Annotated in this window: 16 protein-coding genes and 1 riboswitch; of the genes, 11 read left to right on the top strand and 5 right to left on the bottom strand. The window is 65.9% G+C overall.

Translation table 11 applies throughout. The annotated features are described in order from the left end of the window. Positions 1-82: 82 nt before the first annotated feature. From tsaD to RX329_RS01320, 3 genes are read left to right on the top strand one after another with little or no spacing between them, the layout of a single operon-like run. On the top strand, positions 83-1,156 hold the full coding sequence (gene tsaD / locus RX329_RS01330; protein WP_085359615.1) for a tRNA (adenosine(37)-N6)-threonylcarbamoyltransferase complex transferase subunit TsaD: 1,074 nt from the start codon (positions 83-85) through the stop codon (positions 1,154-1,156). Between the two features lie 2 nt (positions 1,157-1,158). Continuing rightward, complete coding sequence (locus tag RX329_RS01325; protein ID WP_018459699.1) at positions 1,159-2,139, top strand: NAD(P)H-dependent glycerol-3-phosphate dehydrogenase; 981 nt, start codon at positions 1,159-1,161, stop codon at positions 2,137-2,139. A 2-nt stretch (positions 2,140-2,141) separates the two neighbouring features. Next, positions 2,142-2,555 carry an EVE domain-containing protein gene (locus tag RX329_RS01320; RefSeq protein ID WP_026233864.1) on the top strand — a complete coding sequence of 138 codons (414 nt, stop codon included), beginning with the start codon at positions 2,142-2,144 and terminating at the stop codon, positions 2,553-2,555. Between the two features lie 81 nt (positions 2,556-2,636). On the opposite strand, the gene RX329_RS01315 is transcribed toward RX329_RS01320, so the two are convergent. Further along, the gene (locus tag RX329_RS01315; RefSeq protein ID WP_085384731.1) at positions 2,637-3,731 is read right to left on the bottom strand and encodes an adenylate/guanylate cyclase domain-containing protein; all 1,095 of its coding nucleotides are present in this window, start codon (positions 3,729-3,731) and stop codon (positions 2,637-2,639) included. Between the two features lie 101 nt (positions 3,732-3,832). Between RX329_RS01315 and RX329_RS01310 the strand changes: the two genes are divergently transcribed. Next, entirely contained in the window at positions 3,833-4,288 is a 456-nt protein-coding gene (locus RX329_RS01310) for an SRPBCC domain-containing protein (protein WP_018459696.1), read from the top strand. A gap of 11 nt (positions 4,289-4,299) precedes the next feature. Here RX329_RS01310 and RX329_RS01305 read toward each other — a convergent pair whose 3' ends face one another. Then, positions 4,300-5,469 carry a DNA topoisomerase IB gene (locus RX329_RS01305; RefSeq protein ID WP_085359611.1) on the bottom strand — a complete coding sequence of 390 codons (1,170 nt, stop codon included), beginning with the start codon at positions 5,467-5,469 and terminating at the stop codon, positions 4,300-4,302. Positions 5,470-5,869: 400 nt separating this feature from the next. Between RX329_RS01305 and acs the strand changes: the two genes are divergently transcribed. Both acs and RX329_RS01295 read left to right on the top strand, forming a co-directional pair. Then, the gene (gene acs, locus RX329_RS01300) at positions 5,870-7,816 is read left to right on the top strand and encodes an acetate--CoA ligase (RefSeq protein ID WP_085384754.1); all 1,947 of its coding nucleotides are present in this window, start codon (positions 5,870-5,872) and stop codon (positions 7,814-7,816) included. Positions 7,817-8,259: 443 nt separating this feature from the next. After that, positions 8,260-8,775, top strand: coding sequence for a L,D-transpeptidase (locus tag RX329_RS01295; protein WP_018459693.1), 516 nt, complete (start codon positions 8,260-8,262; stop codon positions 8,773-8,775). A 55-nt stretch (positions 8,776-8,830) separates the two neighbouring features. Here RX329_RS01295 and RX329_RS01290 read toward each other — a convergent pair whose 3' ends face one another. After that, positions 8,831-9,421, bottom strand: a complete 591-nt coding sequence (locus RX329_RS01290; RefSeq protein ID WP_026233862.1) for a thermonuclease family protein — start codon at positions 9,419-9,421, stop codon at positions 8,831-8,833. 57 nt (positions 9,422-9,478) lie between these two features. Further along, positions 9,479-9,688, bottom strand: coding sequence for a DUF1674 domain-containing protein (locus tag RX329_RS01285; protein ID WP_085359609.1), 210 nt, complete (start codon positions 9,686-9,688; stop codon positions 9,479-9,481). A 186-nt stretch (positions 9,689-9,874) separates the two neighbouring features. Between RX329_RS01285 and RX329_RS01280 the strand changes: the two genes are divergently transcribed. From RX329_RS01280 to purH, 3 genes are all read left to right on the top strand, one after another. Beyond that, on the top strand, positions 9,875-11,221 hold the full coding sequence (locus RX329_RS01280; RefSeq protein WP_085384732.1) for an RsmB/NOP family class I SAM-dependent RNA methyltransferase: 1,347 nt from the start codon (positions 9,875-9,877) through the stop codon (positions 11,219-11,221). A gap of 156 nt (positions 11,222-11,377) precedes the next feature. Beyond that, complete coding sequence (locus RX329_RS01275) at positions 11,378-13,096, top strand: heparinase II/III family protein (RefSeq protein WP_317246495.1); 1,719 nt, start codon at positions 11,378-11,380, stop codon at positions 13,094-13,096. Between the two features lie 59 nt (positions 13,097-13,155). Beyond that, a riboswitch (ZMP/ZTP riboswitch) is annotated at positions 13,156-13,237 on the top strand. 22 nt (positions 13,238-13,259) lie between these two features. Next, positions 13,260-14,852: a bifunctional phosphoribosylaminoimidazolecarboxamide formyltransferase/IMP cyclohydrolase gene (gene purH / locus RX329_RS01270; protein WP_085359605.1), complete on the top strand. Its 1,593-nt coding sequence runs from the start codon at positions 13,260-13,262 to the stop codon at positions 14,850-14,852. A gap of 163 nt (positions 14,853-15,015) precedes the next feature. Here purH and RX329_RS01265 read toward each other — a convergent pair whose 3' ends face one another. Continuing rightward, positions 15,016-16,404: an MFS transporter gene (locus RX329_RS01265; protein WP_085359603.1), complete on the bottom strand. Its 1,389-nt coding sequence runs from the start codon at positions 16,402-16,404 to the stop codon at positions 15,016-15,018. A 99-nt stretch (positions 16,405-16,503) separates the two neighbouring features. Between RX329_RS01265 and ggt the strand changes: the two genes are divergently transcribed. Together ggt and RX329_RS01255 are read left to right on the top strand one after the other, a co-directional pair. Next, the gene (gene ggt, locus RX329_RS01260) at positions 16,504-18,255 is read left to right on the top strand and encodes a gamma-glutamyltransferase (RefSeq protein WP_317245491.1); all 1,752 of its coding nucleotides are present in this window, start codon (positions 16,504-16,506) and stop codon (positions 18,253-18,255) included. 111 nt (positions 18,256-18,366) lie between these two features. Further along, the gene (locus RX329_RS01255; protein ID WP_085359601.1) at positions 18,367-19,662 is read left to right on the top strand and encodes an MFS transporter; all 1,296 of its coding nucleotides are present in this window, start codon (positions 18,367-18,369) and stop codon (positions 19,660-19,662) included. Positions 19,663-19,667 lie beyond the last annotated feature (5 nt).

Below are 19,667 nucleotides of genomic sequence, written 5' to 3'. Positions count from 1 at the left end.
AATGCTACCGGACGTACCAGAACTCTGCTTTGCGGATGAGCGCAAGGGGCGGGAAGGGCGCAAATTGGATAACAATTCGCCAATGCTGGTACTGGGCATCGAAACCACCTGCGACGAAACCGCCGCGGCGGTGATCGCGCGTGCGCCTGACGGCAGCGGCAAGATCCTGTCCAATATCGTGTGGTCGCAGGTCGAGGAGCATGCCCGTTTCGGCGGCGTGGTCCCGGAGATCGCGGCCCGCGCCCATGTCGACCTGCTCGACGGCATCATCGACCGCGCCATGACTGAGGCCGGCATCGACTTCGCCCAACTCGACGGTGTCGCGGCCGCCGCGGGCCCGGGACTGATCGGCGGCGTCATCGTCGGGCTCACCACCGCGAAGGCGATCGCGATGGTGCACGACACGCCGCTGGTCGCGGTGAACCATCTGGAAGCGCATGCGCTGACACCGCGCCTGACCGACGCACTCGAATTTCCCTATTGCCTGTTTCTCGCCTCGGGCGGCCATACCCAGATCGTTGCCGTCACCGGCGTCGGACAGTATGTGCGGCTCGGCACCACCGTCGACGATGCGATCGGCGAAGCCTTCGACAAGGTGGCGAAGATGCTGGGGCTGCCCTATCCGGGCGGCCCGCAGGTCGAGCGCGCGGCAGCCAACGGCGATGCCGCGCGATTTGCGTTTCCGCGGCCGCTGCAGGGACGCCCCGACGCCAACTTCTCACTCTCGGGATTGAAGACAGCGGTGCGCAACGAAGCAAGCCGGTTGGCCGAGATCACACCGCAGGACGTCAACGATCTCTGCGCGAGCTTCCAGGCCGCCGTGCTCGACTCCACCGCCGACCGGCTGAGCGTCGGCCTGAAACTCTTCCGCGAGCAGTTCGGTGCACCGCGTGCGCTGGTGGCGGCCGGCGGTGTCGCCGCCAATCAGGCGATCCGCGGCGCGCTGCATGACGTTGGGAGGAAAGCCGGAACACAATTGATCATGCCGCCGCCGGCGCTCTGCACCGACAATGGTGCAATGATCGCCTGGGCCGGCGCGGAACGTCTCGCGCTCGGCATGACCGACACGATGGAAGCACAGCCTCGCGCGCGCTGGCTGCTCGATGCGAACGCGACGGCACCGGCCGGATACGGCAAGACACGCGCGGGATTCTAGCAATGACAGCGTTCCGATCTGTCGCGGTGATCGGCGCGGGCGCCTGGGGCACGGCGCTGGCGATGGTGGCGGCGCGGGCCGGACGGAACGTGACGCTGTGTGCGCGCAATTCCGAGCACGCGACGCGAATCGCATCGAGCCGCGACAATCCGCGGCTGCCGGGCGTGCGGCTTGCGCCGGAGATCATCGTCACGAGCGACCTGGCCCTCGCCGCACGCGCGGACATGCTGCTGATCGCAGTGCCCGCGCAGCATCTGCGCGGTGCTGTCAACATGCTCGCCTCGCACCTGGAAAAGCCGGTGCCGATCATTGCCTGCGCCAAGGGCATCGAGCACGGCACCCATAAATTCATGACCGACGTGATCGCCGAGGCCGCGCCTCACGCGCAGCCGGCGATCCTGTCGGGCCCGAGCTTTGCCGACGATGTCGCGCGTGGCCTGCCGACGGCGGTGACGCTGGCCGCAAAGGACGACGCCTTGGCGAGCCACCTGGTGCAGGCGCTGGGCTCGCCGACGTTCCGGCCCTATCACTCCACCGATGTCCGCGGCGTCGAGATCGGCGGCGCCGCCAAGAACGTGCTGGCGATCGCGGTCGGCATCGCGGTCGGGCGCAAGCTCGGCGCTTCCGCCCAGGCCGCACTTACCACCCGCGCCTTTGCCGAGCTGACACGCCTCGGCCGCGCGCTCGGCGCACGCAGCGAAACACTCACGGGCTTGTCTGGCCTCGGCGATCTGATCCTGACCTGCTCGAGCCCACAATCGCGCAATTTTGCGCTCGGCCTGTCGCTTGGCCGCAGCGAGCAGCCGCCCGCCGGCAAGCTTGCCGAAGGCGAATTCACCGCGCCGGTACTGATCGAGCTCGCGGCTTCGCAAAACATCGAAATGCCAGTATCGGAAGCCGTCGCATCGATCCTGACCGGCAGAAGCACGATCGACGCCGCGATCTCGGGGCTCATGACGCGACCTTTCAAGGCGGAGGAATGAACATGGCGTACTGGCTGGTGAAATCCGAACCATCGGTGTGGTCCTGGGACCAGCAGGTGGCGAAAGGCGCCAAGGGCGAAGCCTGGACCGGCGTGCGCAATTACACCGCGCGCCAGAACCTCGTCGCCATGAAGAAGGGCGACAAGGCGTTCTTCTATCATTCCAACGAGGGCAAGGAGATCGTCGGCATCGCGGAGATTATCAAGGAAGCCTACCCCGATCCGACCGACAAGACCGAGAAATTCGTCTGCGTCGACATCAAGGCCGACAAGCCGTTGAAGATTCCGGTGACGATGGCCGCGATCAAGGCCGAGAAGAAACTCGCCGACATGGCGCTGGTGAAATATTCGCGCCTTTCGGTGCAGCCGGTGACGGCCGAGGAATGGAAGCTCGTCTGCAAGATGGGCGGGATGTAGGCTTAGGTGCTGTAGCCCGGATGAGCGAAGCAATATCCCGGACTACTGCTGCGATCCCGCATGTCGCTACGCTCATCCGGGCTACGATGTCGGAGCTTGCGTCTCCGGCAGCGCAAACACCTCGCATGGCGAGGCGATGCCCCGCAGCGAATGCGATCCGAGCGCGATCAGAGGCATGTCGGTCTCGGCGGCGAGCGCGCCCGACACCAGCACGGTTCTGCCGAACGGCTTGCACAATCCTTCGAGCCGGCTGGCGAGATTGACGGCGGGACCGATCGCGGTGAAATCCAGCCGATTGGCGGCACCGATATTACCCCATAGCATCTCGCCGAGATGCAGCGCCGCGCCGAACGCGAGCGGCGGCAGACCTTGAGCACGGCGCTCCGCGTTGAGATACACCATCCCGGCTTCGGCTGCGCGCGCGGCACGCAGAGTTGCATCGGACGCTTGGCGCGGTGACGGCCCGACCACCGGAAAGATCGCGAGCACACCGTCGCCGATGAATTTCAGCACCTCGCCGCCGAAGGCGTGGACCGCGCCGGCGATGCGATCGAACCAGGCATCGAGCGCCGCGATGACCTCGGCAGGCGGATTGGTTTCCGATAGGAGCGTGAAGTTGCGCAAATCGGCATAGAGCAGCGCGGCCTGTATGGTCTCGCCGAGGTCGCGCCGCAGGGGTGCCGCCAGCACCCGCTCCGCACTGCGCTTGCCGAGATAGGCATCCAGCGTCGCGCGCAACGTTGCACGCGCGGCAAGTACGGCAAGGGGTGTAGCGGCAAAGCGCGCGGCCTGGCGCAATTGCTCGGTCTCGTCCGCGGTGAACGGACGCGGCCCGATCCAGCCGAGCAACGGCCCGTCGGGCCGTCCGACCAAATCTTCGTGCACTTCACCCTCCGCGATGTCGCGCAGCCAGCGGCGGCCGGCATCGTTGGGCGGGTCGGGCGCGAGGCCGCCTGGTGCGAAGCCGAGCGCTTCGATCACCCGGCCGTTCTCCGCGCGCCACAACCAGGTCCGTTTCGCGATCAGCGGATGTGGCACCTCCAGCGTCAGGCTGCCCGCCGCAAGCGGCACGCCATCGGCGACCAGATGTGCGCCAAGGTCCGCGAGCAGGCGGTCGGCGCCGGCGCTATCGGCGGCGGCATCGACAAGCCAGGCGAGTGTCGGCGAGAGGTGCATGGCCCGATCATGACGAAGGCAGGCGGTCTTTGTCACGGGCAATCCTTGACGGGCCGCTCGAGCGCCGCCATGTCCCAGTGTCAGCCCAGGGGTGATCGTCGATGACCGAACCGTTCATAGTGCGACGCGAGACCCAGATCGCGGCCCCACGCGCCACCGTTTTCGCCTACCTGACCGACCCCGAGAAGATTTTGAGCTGGATGGGTTCCGACGCGACCACGGAGCCACATCCCGGCGGGCTGTATCTGCTCAAAGGCATCGGCCCCCGCGGCGGCGTTGCCCGCGGCGCATTCCGCGAAGTCGTGCCGGTGCATCGGCTCGCCTACACGTTTGGATGGGAGGGCGGCCAGGAAGTGCCGCCCGGCTCAAGCCTGATCGAGATCGACCTGATCGAACGCGACGGCGGCACATTGCTGCGCATGACCCATAGCGGGCTGCCGACCGAGGAACAGGCGGCCGCCCACGCGACGGGATGGGCGCACTATCTGGGACGGCTCACGGCGGCAGCCGCGGGCGGCGATCCCGGTCCCGACAACGGCGTTTCCAACAAGGCGTAACGACGCCGAGGTCAGACCGCCGCGGTCGCCACCACCTGCTGCAAAAGCTGCTCGCGCCTGGCCTGCGAGCGCTGGCCCTTCATGGTCGCGGCGAAGCGTTCCAGGATGCCGTCCTCGAACGCGGTGACGATGGTATCGTGAACATAGCTCTTGCGGCAGATCGCCGGCGTGTTGGAGAGCTGGTCGGCAGCGCCGCGGATCGCCTCCAGCACCTGCTTCTTGCGGCCGCGCTGGCTGGTCGCCGGCGTGATCCGCGACAGCGATTCCACGACGACGGCAGAGGCCATCAGCGTGCGGAAATCCTTCAGCGAGATCTTGATGCCGGCGATCTCGCGCAGAAACGCGTTCACCTGCGTGGTGCTGACCGCGCGCACGATGCCATAGGGATCGCGATACTGGAACATGCGCTTGCCGGGAACGCCCTGCAAGATCCCGATGGCGCGCACGAGCTTGGCCGCGTCGCATTCCTTGCGCACCGCCTTGCCGCCCTTCGCCTTGAAGGTCAGCACGAAGCTGTCGTCTTCCAGCGAGACGTTGGACTTCAGCAGCGTGGTGGCGCCGCGGGTGCCGTTGAGACGGGCATAGGATTCGTTGCCGGGGCGGATCGCGGTGCGCGCGATCAATTCGATGACGGCGGAGAGCGCGAACTCGCGGGTCGGCTCGTCGCCCGACAGGAACGCCGAGACCTTGCGCCGGATCTTGGGCAGCGCGCCGACGAGCTTTTCCAGGCGATGCGCCTTGCGTTGCTCGCGGACCTTCTCCCAATCGGCGTGATAGCGATATTGCAGCCGGCCCGCGGCATCGCGTCCCACTGCCTGGAGATGCGTGCTCGGATCGGCCGAGTAGCGCACCTCGCGATAGGCCGGCGGCACCGCCATCGAATGCAGCCGCCGAATGGTGCGGGCATCGCGGATGTGGACGCCGTTAGGCCGCACGAACGAATAGCCCTTGCCGCGCCTGACGCGGCGGATGGTCAGCTCGTTCTGGTCGCCGAGCCGCAGGCCCAGTTCCTTGGCGAGGGCCTCGACCGTCGCTGCTGGCGCCGCGTCGAACACTTTCTTCGGGCTGGGACGGCCGGAACCGAGCGGTTTCGGCCATTGTCCGAGGGCTTTGGCCAGCGCAATGGCTGCAGGATCGGCTGAAGCGGGCCGTATCGTCCCGAGATTCTGCTGATCCATCATAGTCTTATGCCTTAGCCCTGTCTGTTGTCGGTCAATGCCGCTGTTCTGATTTTTGTTCCAAGGGGTCTGGTTGGACCCGGGTTGGCCATTTAGGGTGTTCCGAACCGCATTGCGAGTCCCGAATCAGTGAGAGGCGGTTTCTAAATACCTCTGCTGAATGCATGGCGCTCTGCGCGGGCCCATTCCGAGGATCTGGGTGAAGACCCGAAAGCCGCCCGTCGCCCTGTTTCAAAACTGCGACAGTCGCACGAAACGGCTTGATCCTCCGCATGGCAGGCTGCTCGCCGAAGGTCCAGCTTGTGCACCTTGTCGGGTCCGGTTAGCCCGACGCATAATCGGTTCAACGATCAAGTCGGCTCGCCAGTGGTCCGTGCTCGGCTCGCCGTATGTGGAGGGAAACATGTCCGAGAAGATCTACGACGTCCCCGCAGAATGGGCGAAGCGCGCCTGGGTCGACCAGGCCAAGTACAAGGACATGTACGCCCGCTCGATCTCGGACCCGAACGGTTTCTGGGCGGAGCAGGCCAAGCGCATCGACTGGATGCACGCGCCGACCAAGATCGAGAACGTCTCCTTCGCGCCCGGCAACATCTCTATCAAATGGTTCGAGGACGGCGTCCTCAACGTCGCCCATAATTGCATCGACCGGCATCTCCACAATCGTGCCAACCAGACCGCGATCATCTGGGAAGGCGACGATCCCGCACAATCCCGGCACATCACCTACAAGGAGCTGCACGACGAGGTCTGCCGGATGGCCAACATCCTGCGTACCCGGAACGTCAAGAAGGGCGACCGCGTCACCATCTACCTGCCGATGATTCCGGAGGCGGCCTACGCGATGCTGGCCTGCGCGCGGATCGGCGCGATTCACTCCGTGGTGTTCGCCGGCTTCTCGCCCGACAGCCTCGCCCAGCGCATCAACGACTGCCAGTCCAAGGTGATCATCACCGCCGATGAGGGCCTGCGCGGCGGCAAGAAGGTGCCGCTGAAGGCCAATGTCGACGCGGCGCTCGCCAAGGCAGACGGCGTCGACTGGGTCGTCGTGGTCAAGCGCACCGGCGGCGCGGTCGAAATGAATCCCTCGCGCGACCTCTGGTACCACGACGCCGCCAAGATGGTGACGACCGAGTGCCCGGTCGAGCACATGCACGCCGAGGATCCGCTGTTCATCCTCTACACCTCGGGCTCGACCGGCCAACCCAAGGGCGTGCTGCACACCTCCGCCGGCTATCTCGTGTTCGCCGCGATGACGCATCAATACGTCTTCGACTATCACGACGGCGACATCTACTGGTGCACCGCCGACGTCGGCTGGGTCACCGGCCACAGCTACATTCTGTACGGACCGCTCGCCAACGGCGCGACCACGCTGATGTTCGAAGGCGTGCCGAATTACCCGGATAATTCGCGATTCTGGAACGTCATCGACAAGCACAAGGTCAACATCTTCTACACCGCGCCGACCGCGATCCGCGCGCTGATGCAGAGCGGCGACGCGCCCGTGAAAAAGACCTCGCGCGCCAGCCTGCGCCTGCTCGGCTCGGTAGGCGAGCCGATCAATCCGGAAGCCTGGGAGTGGTATCACCGCGTCGTCGGCGACGACCGCTGCCCGATCGTCGATACGTGGTGGCAGACCGAGACCGGCGGCATTTTGATCACGCCGCTGCCCGGCGCCACGAAGCTCAAGCCGGGCTCGGCGACGCAGCCGTTCTTCGGCGTGGTGCCTGAGATCGTCGACGCCGACGGCAACGTGCTGGACGGCGAGACATCAGGCAATCTGTGCCTGACGCGGTCATGGCCGGGCCAGATGCGCACGGTCTATGGCGACCACGTCCGCTTCGAGCAGACTTATTTCTCGACCTACAAGGGCAAGTACTTCACCGGCGACGGCTGCCGGCGCGATGCGGACGGTTATTACTGGATCACCGGCCGCGTCGACGACGTCATCAACGTCTCCGGCCACCGCATGGGTACCGCCGAAGTCGAAAGCGCGCTGGTGGCGCATGAGAAGGTCTCGGAAGCCGCCGTGGTCGGTTACCCGCACGACATCAAGGGTCAGGGCATTTACGCATATGTGACCCTGATGGCCGGCATCGAGCCAACCGAGGATCTACGCAAGGAGCTCGTCACCTGGGTGCGCAAGGAGATCGGCCCGATCGCTGCGCCCGACCAGATCCAGTTCTCGCCCGGCCTGCCCAAGACCCGATCCGGCAAGATCATGCGCCGCATCCTACGCAAGATCGCCGAGGACGAACCGGGCAGCCTGGGCGACACCTCGACCCTGGCCGATCCCGGCGTGGTCGACGACCTCGTCAAGAACCGTCAGAACAAAAAGGCGGTCTGAGCCACATCGTCCTGTGCCCCGGACGCAGCGTAGCGCGCACTTCGCGGTGCGCTGCAGAGTCGGGGCCGATGCAACGGCAGACTCTGTGGCCTTCTAGATCCCGGCTCTGCGTCGCACCGCTTCGCGCTGCGCCGCGTCCGGGACACGAGATCGCATCCCCGCGTTAGCGCTCCCCCGAACAACGGCCGTTCGCATCCTCACGCACTTGTCAGGCCGCGCCCCGGCGCCCGGGCATCTTTCCCGCCAAGTGTTGTTTTCAGGTCATTTACTTTGTTTCGAACATTTCCTTTGTTCCCCCTGCTGGCTGGCCCTTGGCGGCCGTGCGTGGAAACCATCCGGTTAACAGGCGCGGTTAAGAATGTCCCCTAACAAGGACTTGGCGAGCCGGCGATTGCCGGTTTTGCGTAATCTTGGACGGTCCGTTCGGGGCAAGGGGAAAATCGATGTCGATGAGGATTGCTGTGGCGCTGGCCGCCACCGTCGTGACTGGGGTCTTGACGTTGACGGCGGCGCAGGCGCGGCCGGAAATGGTGGGGACGAACCTGGCTGACTATTCGCCGGGCACCATCGTGGTCAAAACCAACGAGCGTCGGCTCTATCTCGTCCTCGATAGCGGCCACGCCGTGCGCTACCCGGTCGGCGTCGGCAAGTCCGGCAAGCAGTGGGCCGGCACCACCCGCATCGACGGCAAGTACCGCAATCCGGCCTGGGCGCCGCCCGCCGAGGTGAAGCGCGACAAGCCCAGCATCCCGGACGTCATCCCGGGCGGCTCGCCCCGCAATCCGATGGGCGTCGCGGCGATGACGCTGTCCGGCGGTGAATACGCGATCCACGGCACCAACGTGCCGGGCTCGATCGGCGGCTTCGTCTCCTATGGCTGCATCCGCATGCTCAACGACGACATCACCGATCTCTACAGCCGCGTCTCGGTCGGCACGACGGTGGTCGTGACGCGCTGATCGCCGGCATCAGGACGAGACGGCAATAGCCGCGTCGTTCGACGCGGCTTTTTTGTCACCAGAAGCGCCAGCTCCGCGCGCACCAGCCGTCGCGATGGCCGCCATTGTAGCTCCGCGCGTAACCGCCCGCGAGCAACGCCGCCGAGACATTGGTCGTGCGTTTGGTCGCGACGTCGGCGAGAACGCGACCATATTTGTCGGCACCGAGGTTGGTGATCGTCACGCCACCCTGTGCGAGCAGATCGCGCAATGCGCGGGCCGCGGCTTCGGCCTTGTCCAGTTCCTCCTGGCAGGATGCTTTCATCTCGGGTGCGTCGATGCCGCGCAGGCGAACGCGCACGATGAGATCGCGGCCGTCGCGCTGACGAACGCGTGCGAGAAAGGTGTCGCCGTCAATGGTGCGAACGACATCGACCGGCTCGCGACGATCGGGATGGCCGCCTTGCTGGAGCACAATCTCGGCGTCTCGTGATTGACCGTCGGTCACGTGAGGGAACTGCCAGTTCATCCCATGCCGGGACGTGAACACCACGGCCACCACGATTCCAACCACGAACATCCACGGCAACAGCCCTGAGAACCGGCGACCAAATGGCGAGCCGCTGTATGAAGGCCGATATGGATGGCTTGGATCGAAACGCGACATCCGCGCACGCTAGGGCTGAGTCGGGCAGTCCGGCAAGCGAGCCTCAAAAGACAAGCTTCAGAAGTCGGAAGCGATGCCCTTGCGCTCCCAATCGCCATAGCGGGTCGGTTCGGGTCCTTTTGGGCCCTGCAACTCCTTTGGCGCCGCCTGGCCGTCGTTTTTAGTTCCGACTGCCGCAGCCTGACGGCGCGCTTCGGCCTCGGCCAGCGCGCGCTGGGCGGCCGGCGTAAGCTGCTTGCGGTCGGGAACGGGAGGCTGGTCGCTCATCGCCGGCTTTCTAGCGCGGGATGGCCCGCGACGCGACGCCCAATAACGCATTCCTGAAATGGCTCCGAAAGGGCTGAAAAACCCGGAAGCGATTCTTACATTTGGCATATTCGCGTGCCAGAGATCGCCTTCTCAAGGCATGCGCCCATTACGGCGAACTGCCGCTGCTCAGAACCTTGTTTCCGCATGCCTTCTCAACGTTTCGCTCCTCCATCCGAAGTGCCCGGTCTCGCGGCGCGGCGGATTGCCGCCGACATCGTCGACGGCGTGCTGCAAAAGCACCGCACACTTGACGAGCAGCTCGACGGCAGCGGCGCCCATCCCGGACTGAAGACGCTCCCCGACCGCGACCGCGCGCTGATGCGCCGCCTGGTCGCCACCGTGCTGCGCCGGCTCGGCACGCTCGGCCATGTGCTGTCCCGCCTGCTCGACAAGGGCATTCCCTCCGACGCGCCGCGCGCGCAGAGCGCGCTGTTGATCGGCGCCGCCCAGATCCTCTGGATGGACGTGCCCGATCACGCGGCCGTCGATCTCTCCGTTCGCCTCGTGCAATCCGACCGGCGCGCCGCGCGCTATGCCGGCCTCGTCAACGCCGTGCTGCGCCGCTGCGCCCGCGAGGGCAAGGCGCTGGTGGACGAGGTTGCCGCGCAGTCGCTGGACCTGCCGCCCTGGATGGTCGCGCGCTGGAGCGCGCATTATGGCGAGACGGTCGCAAGGGACATGGCGCTCGCGCTCAGCCATGATCCGTCGCTGGATCTGACCGTGAAGTCGGACGCCGCGCAATGGGCGAGCCGGCTCCATGGCGAAGTGCTACCGACCGGATCGGTGCGCACGGTGCTGCACGGCGCGGTGACCATGCTTCCCGGCTTCGCCGAAGGACAATGGTGGGTGCAGGACGCCGCCGCTGCGTTGCCAGCCCGGCTGTTCGGCGACATCAAGGGCAAATCCATCGCCGATCTCTGCGCCGCTCCCGGCGGCAAGACCGCGCAACTGGCGCAGGCCGGCGCGCACGTCACCGCCATCGACCGCTCGCCTGCCCGGGTGGCACGGCTGCGCGAGAATCTGACGCGGTTGTCGCTGCAGGCCGAGACCGTCGTCGCCGACGCCGCGGAATGGGCCGGCCCTGCCGATGGCTTCGACGGCATCCTCATTGATGCGCCTTGCACATCGACCGGGACGATCCGCCGCCACCCCGATGTATCCTGGCTCCGGCAGGAATCCGACATCGCCGCAATGACCGCGCTCCAGCGGCGGCTGCTGCAAAAATCGGTCTCGCTACTCAAGCCCGGTGGGACGCTAGTTTATTGCACCTGTTCGCTGGAACCTGAAGAGGGCGAGCATGCGGTCGCCGCGCTGCTGACCGCGGAGCCCGGTCTTCGCCGGGTTCCGATCGATGCGTCCGAGGTGTCTGGGCTCAGCGAGATCATTACCGCCGAGGGCGATCTGCGCACCCTGCCCAGCCATCTGCCGAACGCCGATCCCAAGCTCGGCGGGCTCGACGGATTTTTCGCGGCCCGGCTCGTTAAATCCTGATTTTGCACTGGATTTTGCAAACACGGCACTGATTCGCGTCGTTCAAGGTGGTGTCGGCCGTCCGATTTTGGGATTAATAAGGATTCGTCGGAATCCTCTCCCCCATCAAGGCAAGGCGTGTCGGTCGCTCAACGCAGACGTATCTCGACGCTGGTGATGAACCGCTTCGCGCGGAACATGCTCGCGCGCGCGAGCGGCGGTTCCGTCGCCCTGTCGCGGGTTTGGCCCGGCCGCGCCGACCGGCTGATCATCGCGCCGCATGATCTACGCACCGCGGATGCGACCCGCGCCGCCGAGATCTATGCCGGCCGCTTCGTCTTCGCCGGCAAGATCGTCAATTGCCACGGCCGCTCGATCTTCGATCTCGAGCCGCCGTCGGAAGATTGGGAAGTTGCGCTGCTCGGCTTCGGCTGGCTGCGCCATTTGCGCGCCGCCGACACCGCGCTGACGCGCGCGAATGCGCGCTCGCTGATCGAGGACTGGATCGGCAACCCCGCCAGCAAGCGCCGTCCCGTCGCGCGACGCGCCGACGTGCTGGCGCGCCGCGTGATCTCCCTGCTGTCGCAGGCGCCGCTGGTGCTGAACGATACCGACAACAAATTCTATCGTCGGTATCTGCGCGCGCTGGCGCGCGAAATCCGCTTGCTGCGCTACACCATGGTCAACATCCCCGACGGAGTGCCGAAGCTCCAGGTGCTGATCGCGCTGTGCTATGCGGCGTTGTGCCTTGCCAACCAGGCAAGTCACATCCGCAGCACCTCGAAAAAGCTCTCGGATGAATTGCAGCGGCAGATCCTGCCCGACGGCGGCCATGTCTCGCGCAACCCGGGCGCGCTGATCGAGCTCTTGATCGACCTGTTGCCGCTGCGGCAGACCTTTGCCGCGCGCAACATCGCGCCGCCGCCCGCGCTGCTCAACGCGATCGACCGCATGATGCCGATGCTGCGCTTCTTCCGCCACGGCGACGGCAATTTCGCGCTGTTCAACGGCATGAGCGCGACCCCCTCGGACCTGCTTGCGACGCTGCTTGCCTATGACGACACCCACGGCGCGCCGATGTCGAACATGCCGCATACCGGTTTCCAGCGCCTCGATGCCGGCCAGACCACTTTGATCATCGACACGGGCCCGCCGCCGGCGGCCAGCGTCAGCCACGACGCCCATGCCGGCTGCCTGTCGTTCGAACTCTCCTCCGGCATCAGCCGCATCGTCACCAATTGCGGCATGCCGGCCACGGGCCGCGACAATTGGCGGCCGTTCGCACGCGGCACGGCGGCGCATTCGACGCTGACCTATCACGACACCTCGTCATGCCAGTTCGTGGAGATGTCGGCTATGAAGCGGCTCTTGCACGGCGCTCCGGTCACCAGCGGCCCCGTCGAGGTTGAGAGCTATCGCGAAATCGTGCAGAACGGCACCCTGCTCACGACGTCGCATGACGGTTACCTGACAAAATTCGGCGCGATCCACCGCCGCGTACTGATGATCGCCAATGACGGCGCGCGCATCGACGGCGAGGACACGTTGTCGCCGCCGCAAGGCGGGCGCTTAAAGGGTCCGGATGCCGATTTCGCGCTGCGATTCCATCTGCACCCGGCGGTGAAGGCGAGCCGGCTGTCCGACGCCCGCGGCGTCATGCTGGTGCTCCCGAATCGCGACGTCTGGACCTTCGAGGCGCTCGACGACAAGGTGGAGCTGGAGGACAGCGTATCCCTGGCCGGCAATGACGGCCCGCGCCGCACCGCGCAGATCGTGATCCGCCAGGACGCGCGGCAGGCGCCCTCGATCCGCTGGAGTTTTGTGCGCTCCACCGCCTCGCCGGCGGTCACGAATGCCCGCAGAAATGCACGGCGGGAGCCGGAACTTCCGCTGTAGACGCATGCGATTCGGCACCATCTGGTCGTTGTGATAGCGACCGAAAACTGCTATCGAGGCCTCGCTCGCGCGACTGGCGACCTTGGATGGAGCACCATCGGGAAGCGCGGGACACAGCTGCCGCGCGCCTGGGCATTACTCCTTCAGACAGAGGATCTTGCTCATGACTGACCATCCCCGCCGCGTCACCCGCGCACTTCTCTCCGTTTCCGACAAGACCGGCCTGATCGACTTCGCAGAGGCGCTTGCCGCGCACGATGTCGAGCTGATCTCGACCGGCGGCACCGCGAAGGCGATCGCCGCGGCCGGCCTCGAGGTGAAGGACGTGTCCGAGCTGACCGGCTTCCCCGAGATGATGGATGGCCGCGTGAAGACGCTGCATCCGAAGGTGCACGGCGGTCTGCTCGCGATCCGCGACAACAAGGACCATGCGGATGCGATGACGGCGCATGGGATCGCGCCGATCGATCTCCTCGTCGTCAATCTCTATCCGTTCGAGGCGACCGTCGACAAAGGCGCGGGCTTCGAGGATTGCATCGAGAACATCGACATCGGCGGCCCCGCGATGATCCGCGCCGCCGCGAAGAATCATGACGACGTCGCCGTCGTGGTCGAGGCGCAGGACTATCAGGCCGTGCTCGATGAGCTCGCCGCCAACAGCGGTGCAACCACGCTGAAGTTGCGCCGGCGCCTTGCCGCCAAGGCTTACGCGCGCACTGCCGCCTATGACGCCGCGATCTCGAACTGGTTCAATCGCCAGCTCGAGATCGACGCGCCCGATTTCCGTGCCTTCGGCGGCCGGCTGATCCAGTCACTGCGCTATGGCGAGAATCCGCACCAGACCGCGGCGTTCTATGCGACGCCCGACAAGCGGCCGGGCGTCTCGACCGCGCGGCAGCTCCAGGGCAAGGAGCTCTCCTACAACAACATCAACGACACGGATGCGGCCTATGAATGCATCGGCGAGTTCGACGCCAAGCGCACCGCAGCCTGCGTCATCGTCAAGCATGCCAATCCCTGCGGCGTCGCGGAGGGCTCCGACCTCGTCGGCGCCTACCGCAAGGCGCTGGCCTGCGATTCCACCTCGGCGTTCGGCGGCATCATCGCGATGAACCGCGCACTCGATGCTGACACCGCGCGCGAGATCACGAAAATCTTCACCGAGGTGATCATCGCGCCTGACGCTAGCGAGGAAGCGATCGCCATCATCGGCGCGCGCAAGAACCTTCGGCTTCTGCTCGCCGGCAGCCTGCCCGACCCGCGCGCGCCGGGCCTCACCGCCAAGACGGTGGCGGGCGGTCTCCTCGTGCAGAGCCGCGACAACGCCGTCGTCGACGACATGACCTTCAAGGTTGTCACGAAGCGCGCGCCCACTGATGCCGAGATGCGCGACCTGAAGTTTGCTTTCCGTGTCGCAAAACACGTCAAGTCCAACACCATCATCTACGCCAAGGATCTCGCGACCGTCGGCATCGGCGCCGGCCAGATGAGCCGGGTCGATTCAGCACGGATCGCGGCACGCAAGGCTCAGGATGCGGCCGCCGAGCTGAAGCTCGCCGAACCGCTCACCAAGGGCTCGGTGGTGGCGTCGGATGCGTTCTTCCCGTTCGCCGACGGCATGCTCGCCTGCATCGAGGCCGGCGCCACCGCCGTGGTGCAGCCCGGCGGCTCCATGCGCGACGACGAAGTGATCAAGGCCGCCGACGAGCATGGCATCGCCATGGTGTTCACGGGCACGCGGCACTTCAGGCACTAGATCTGTCGTGTACTAAACTCTCGACGGGTCGTCCCGGCGAAGGTCGGGACCCATAGCCCAGGAAGTAGTTTGGTGTGCGGTACTGGCCGTGTCGCGGCAACGAGCAATCACGCGGTATGGGTCCCGGTCCCCGTGCGCAATTGCGCACTAGGCCGGGACGACGCTAATTTTCCCGCACCCGCATCAACAGCGCCAGACCCGCGACGAAGAACACCACCAGCACGGCCATGCCGGCCTTCTGGCTCGCCGTCACCGCGGTGATCACGCCGATCAGCAGCGGGCCGATGAAGGACGTCACTTTCCCCGTCAGTGCGAACAGACCGAAATACTGCGCGATGCGGTCCTTCGGTGCGAGACGGATCAGAAGCGTACGTGAGGCCGCTTGCAGCGGACCACCGGCCGCACCGATCAGGCAGCCCAGCACCAGATACGCGCGCTCTGACGCAGCCGCGAACAATGCACCGCCGGGCGTGGGCGGCGCGACCTTGATGAAGAGGATCGAATCCTTGTCGACCAGCAGGATCGCCGCCAGCGCCAGCAGCAGGATCAGCATGCTGCCGGCGATCACGCGCTTCGGCCCGAAGCGATCGTCCAGCTTGCCGCCGGACCACGCGCCAAACGCGCCGGCGATCGCGAGCATGATGCCGAAGGTGCCGATCTGGATCGTGTGCCAGCCGAACGTGCCCGCGGCATAGATGCCGCCGAAGGCAAACAGCGACACCAGACCGTCGGTGTAGATCATGTTGGCGAGTAGAAACGCCGCAAGCGATTTCTGCTGCGGCAGCCCCTTGATCGATTGCTTCAGCTCCGACAGGCCTTCGTGCAGCGCCTCACGCACCGGACGCTTCGCCGGATAGTCCGGCGTGAACAGGAACATCGGCGTCACGAAAATGATGAACCAAAGTCCGGTCAACGGTCCGGCGGCACGATCGCCCTGACGGCTGATCGGATCGAGCCCGAACAGAGGCGTGAAGCCGAGCAACGTGCGGCCGGTCTCGGGATTCGCGGCGAGCAGGCCGAGCACGATGACCAGGCTGACGATGCCGCCGACATAACCCGTCGCCCAGCCGGTGCCGGAGAGCCGCCCGATGCGCTCCGGCGGCACCAGCGTCGGCATCATCGCATTGTTGAAGAGAGTGGCGAATTCCGCGCCAACGCTGGCGAGCGCGACCGCGGTGAGCAGCGGCGGAATGATCGAGGGATCGCCGGGCTTGCCGATCCACAGCGTGCAGGATGCCAGCACCAGCACTGCGCCGAATCCGGCGATCCACGGCTTCCTGCGGCCCGACGCATCGGCGATAGCCCCCAGCACCGGCGACATCAAGGCAATCGCGAGGCCCGCGGCAGCCATCGCAAAGCCCCACAACGATTGCCCGGTGGCGGGATTCGGCGCAATGCCGGTGGCGAAATAGGGCGCGAACACGAAGGTCGTGATCAGCGTAAAATAAGGCTGCGCGGCCCAGTCGAAGAAGATCCAGCTGACGACGGCGCTGCGCGGCGGATAGGTCCGCTGCGCGCCGGCGATCCGCGCATCCCGGGCGATCGTCGTCACTCCATAATCCTCATCACGAACAGTTTTGCCTCTGTCGGGGCAAACCGTATAGCATTGCAGCGCTGCATGTGAACTGCCCATGGCCATTGCGGAAGTTTGATGATGTCGTCTTTTTCGACACGGCGGACATTTTTCGCCTTCCTTGCCACTCTGGCGTTCGGACTTCCGACCGCGACCGCGCAGGATGCGCGGCGGGCCTATGTGTCGCCCGCGCTCGACACCGTGCACGCCGTTCCCGCCGAACACGGCATGGTAGTAGCGCAGGAGAAAATCTCCGCGCAGGTCGGCGCCGATATCTTGCGGCGCGGCGGCAATGCCGTCGATGCCGCGGTCGCGACCGGCTTTGCGATGGCCGTGACCTATCCGCGCGCCGGCAATATCGGCGGCGGCGGCTTCATGGTGATTCATTCCACCGAGCGCAACGAAGACATCACGATCGATTATCGCGAGACCGCGCCGGCTGCGACGACGCCGCAGATTTTCCTCGGCGCCGACGGCAAGCCCGATGCGGCGAAGTCGCGGGATTCCGCGCTCGGCGTCGGCGTGCCTGGCACCGTCGCGGGTCTTGCGCTGGCCCTGGAAAAATATGGCTCGGGCCGGTTCACGCTGGCGCAACTGCTCGAGCCCGCGATCGTGCTCGCCCGCGACGGCTTCCTCGTCGGCGACGACATTGCCGACACGCTGCCGGGCTGGCACAAGCGGCTGGTGCGCTGGCCCACCTCGGCCCAGATCTTCTCGCGGCCTGATGGCACGCCGCTTGGCGAAGGCGACAAGCTGGTGCAGAGCGATCTCGCCGAAACGCTGTCGGCTGTCGCCGCACTGGGCCCGCGCGGTTTCTATGAGGGGCCGGTCGCGGAAAAACTTGCCAAGGCCGTGACTGACGCGGGCGGCATCATGACGTCGGCCGATTTGAAATCGTATCAGGCTGTGATCCGCGCGCCGGTGCGCGGCACCTATCGCGGCTATGACATCGTGTCGATGCCGCTGCCGTCGTCGGGCGGCGTGGTGCTGGTGGAGACGCTCAATATCCTCGAAGGTTTTCAGCTCGCCGATCTGAAGCAGGGATCGCCGGCCTCGCTGCATCTGTTGATCGAGGCCATGAAGCGCGCCTATGCGGACCGGGCGCGCTATCTCGGCGATCCCGCCTTCGTCAACGCGCCGATCGGGACGCTCACCGGCAAAGATTACGCCGCCAAGCTGCGGGCAACCATCTCCGCGGATCGCGCCACGCCGTCGAAACAGCTCGTTTCCACCGCGGCCTCACCGCATGAGGGCAGCAACACCACGCATTTTTCCGTCGTCGACGGCGGCGGCAACGCCGTCAGCAACACCTATACGCTGAACTTCAGCTACGGCGTCGGCCTCGTCGCCGACGGCACCGGCGTGCTGCTCAACAACGAGCTCGACGATTTCACCGCAGCGGTCGGCGCTTCCAATGCCTATGGCCTCGTCGGGTTCGAGCCCAATTTGCCCGGGCCGGGCAAGCGGCCGCTGTCCTCGATGTCGCCGACCATCGTCCTGAAGGACGGCAAGCCGGTGCTGGTGACAGGCTCGCCGGGCGGCAGCCGCATCATCTCGACAGTGCTCCAGGTGATCGTCAACGTCCTCGATTACAACATGGAGGTCGCCGCCGCCGTGGCCGCACCGCGACTGCATCACCAATGGCTGCCCGACGAGGTCCGGGTCGAGAGCGGCTTTCCCGACAATGTGCTGCTCGAGCTGAAGGCGATGGATCATCACATCGTCGCGCCGATGGGGCAGACATCGGCGAATTCGATCGCGGTGACCGCCAACGGGCCGCTCGGCGCGCCCGATCCACGCACCCGGGGCGCGGAAGCAGCGGGGCAGTAACTCTGTCCTTGCATGGCGCGAAGGCCGGCGGCCGGCTTACGCGCGCCGCCGCGCGTGCTACCATCGCGAGGCCAGAGAAACAGCCAAAGAAAACACCGTCGGGAAACGCGCATGACCACCGTTGATCCGAACCAGCGCATCGAACGCGCCGAGATCGAGGACACCAGCCTTCTTGCCTTCTATCGCGACATGAACGCGCCGGAGCGGCGGACATTCTGGGCGTGCGCCGCGGGCTGGGCGCTCGACGGCATGGACTTCATGATCTACCCGCTGGTGATCGGCACCATCATCGCGCTGTGGAAGGTCGATGCGGGATCGGCTGGCCTCGCCGGCACCGTGACGCTGCTGGCCTCCGCCATCGGCGGCTGGCTCGGCGGCTATCTCTCCGACCATATCGGCCGGGTCAGAACGCTCCAGATCACCATCATCTGGTTCTCGTTCTTCTCGCTGATCTGCGCGGTCGTGCAGAATTTCGAACAGCTCCTGATCGCACGCGCGGTGCTGGGCCTCGGCTTCGGCGGGGAGTGGGCGGCGGGCGCCGTGCTGATGGGTGAAGCGATCCGGCCGCAATATCGCGGGCGAGCGGTCGGCTCGGTGCAGTCAGGCTGGGCGGTCGGCTGGGGCCTCGCGGTGCTGTCGCAGGCGATCCTGTTCTCGGCCTTGCCGGCGGAGACGGCGTGGCGCTGGATGTTCGTGATCGGCGCGCTACCGGCGCTGCTGGTGTTCTACATCCGCCGCTCCGTGACCGAACCGGAGATCGCGGCCGAGGCCCGCGCCAAGCAGGCCGCGAGCGGCAATCGTCCGGCGCTCTGGGAAATTTTCTCGGGCCCGATCCTGAAGACCACGATCCTGGCGTCGCTGATGGCGACGGGCTGCCAGGGCGGCTATTACGCCGTCACCTTCTGGGTGCCGCAGTTCTTGACCAAGGAGCGGCACCTGTCGATCGTCGGCTCGACCGGCTATCTCTCGACCCTGATCATCGGCTCCTTCATCGGCTATCTCACCGGCGCCTGGCTCGCCGACCGGATCGGACGGCGCAATCTGTTCCTGACCTTCTCGATCGGCGCGATGGCGGTTGTGCTGCTTTACACGCAGCTGCCGCTCACCAACGAAATCCTGTGGGTGCTCGGCTTCCCGCTCGGCTTTTTCGCCTCGGGCTATTTCTCCGGCGTCGGCGCATTCCTGACCGAGCTTTATCCAACGCGGCTGCGCGGCTCGGGCCAGGGATTTTGCTACAATTTCGGCCGCGGCATTGGCGCGTTGTTTCCGTTCCTGGTCGGAGCGCTGTCGGCGAAGACGTCGCTTGCGAATGCGATCGCGATCTTCGCAGTGGTGGCTTACGCGCTGTTCTTCATCGCCGCCTTCGCGCTGCCGGAGACGCGCGGGCGCGTGCTGCACGCGGACTGATGCAG

The sequence above is a fragment of the Bradyrhizobium sp. BWC-3-1 genome (assembly GCF_032917965.1).
Taxonomy (GTDB): Bacteria; Pseudomonadota; Alphaproteobacteria; order Rhizobiales; family Xanthobacteraceae; genus Bradyrhizobium; species Bradyrhizobium canariense_D.
This window is presented reverse-complemented; position numbering and strand designations above follow the sequence as displayed.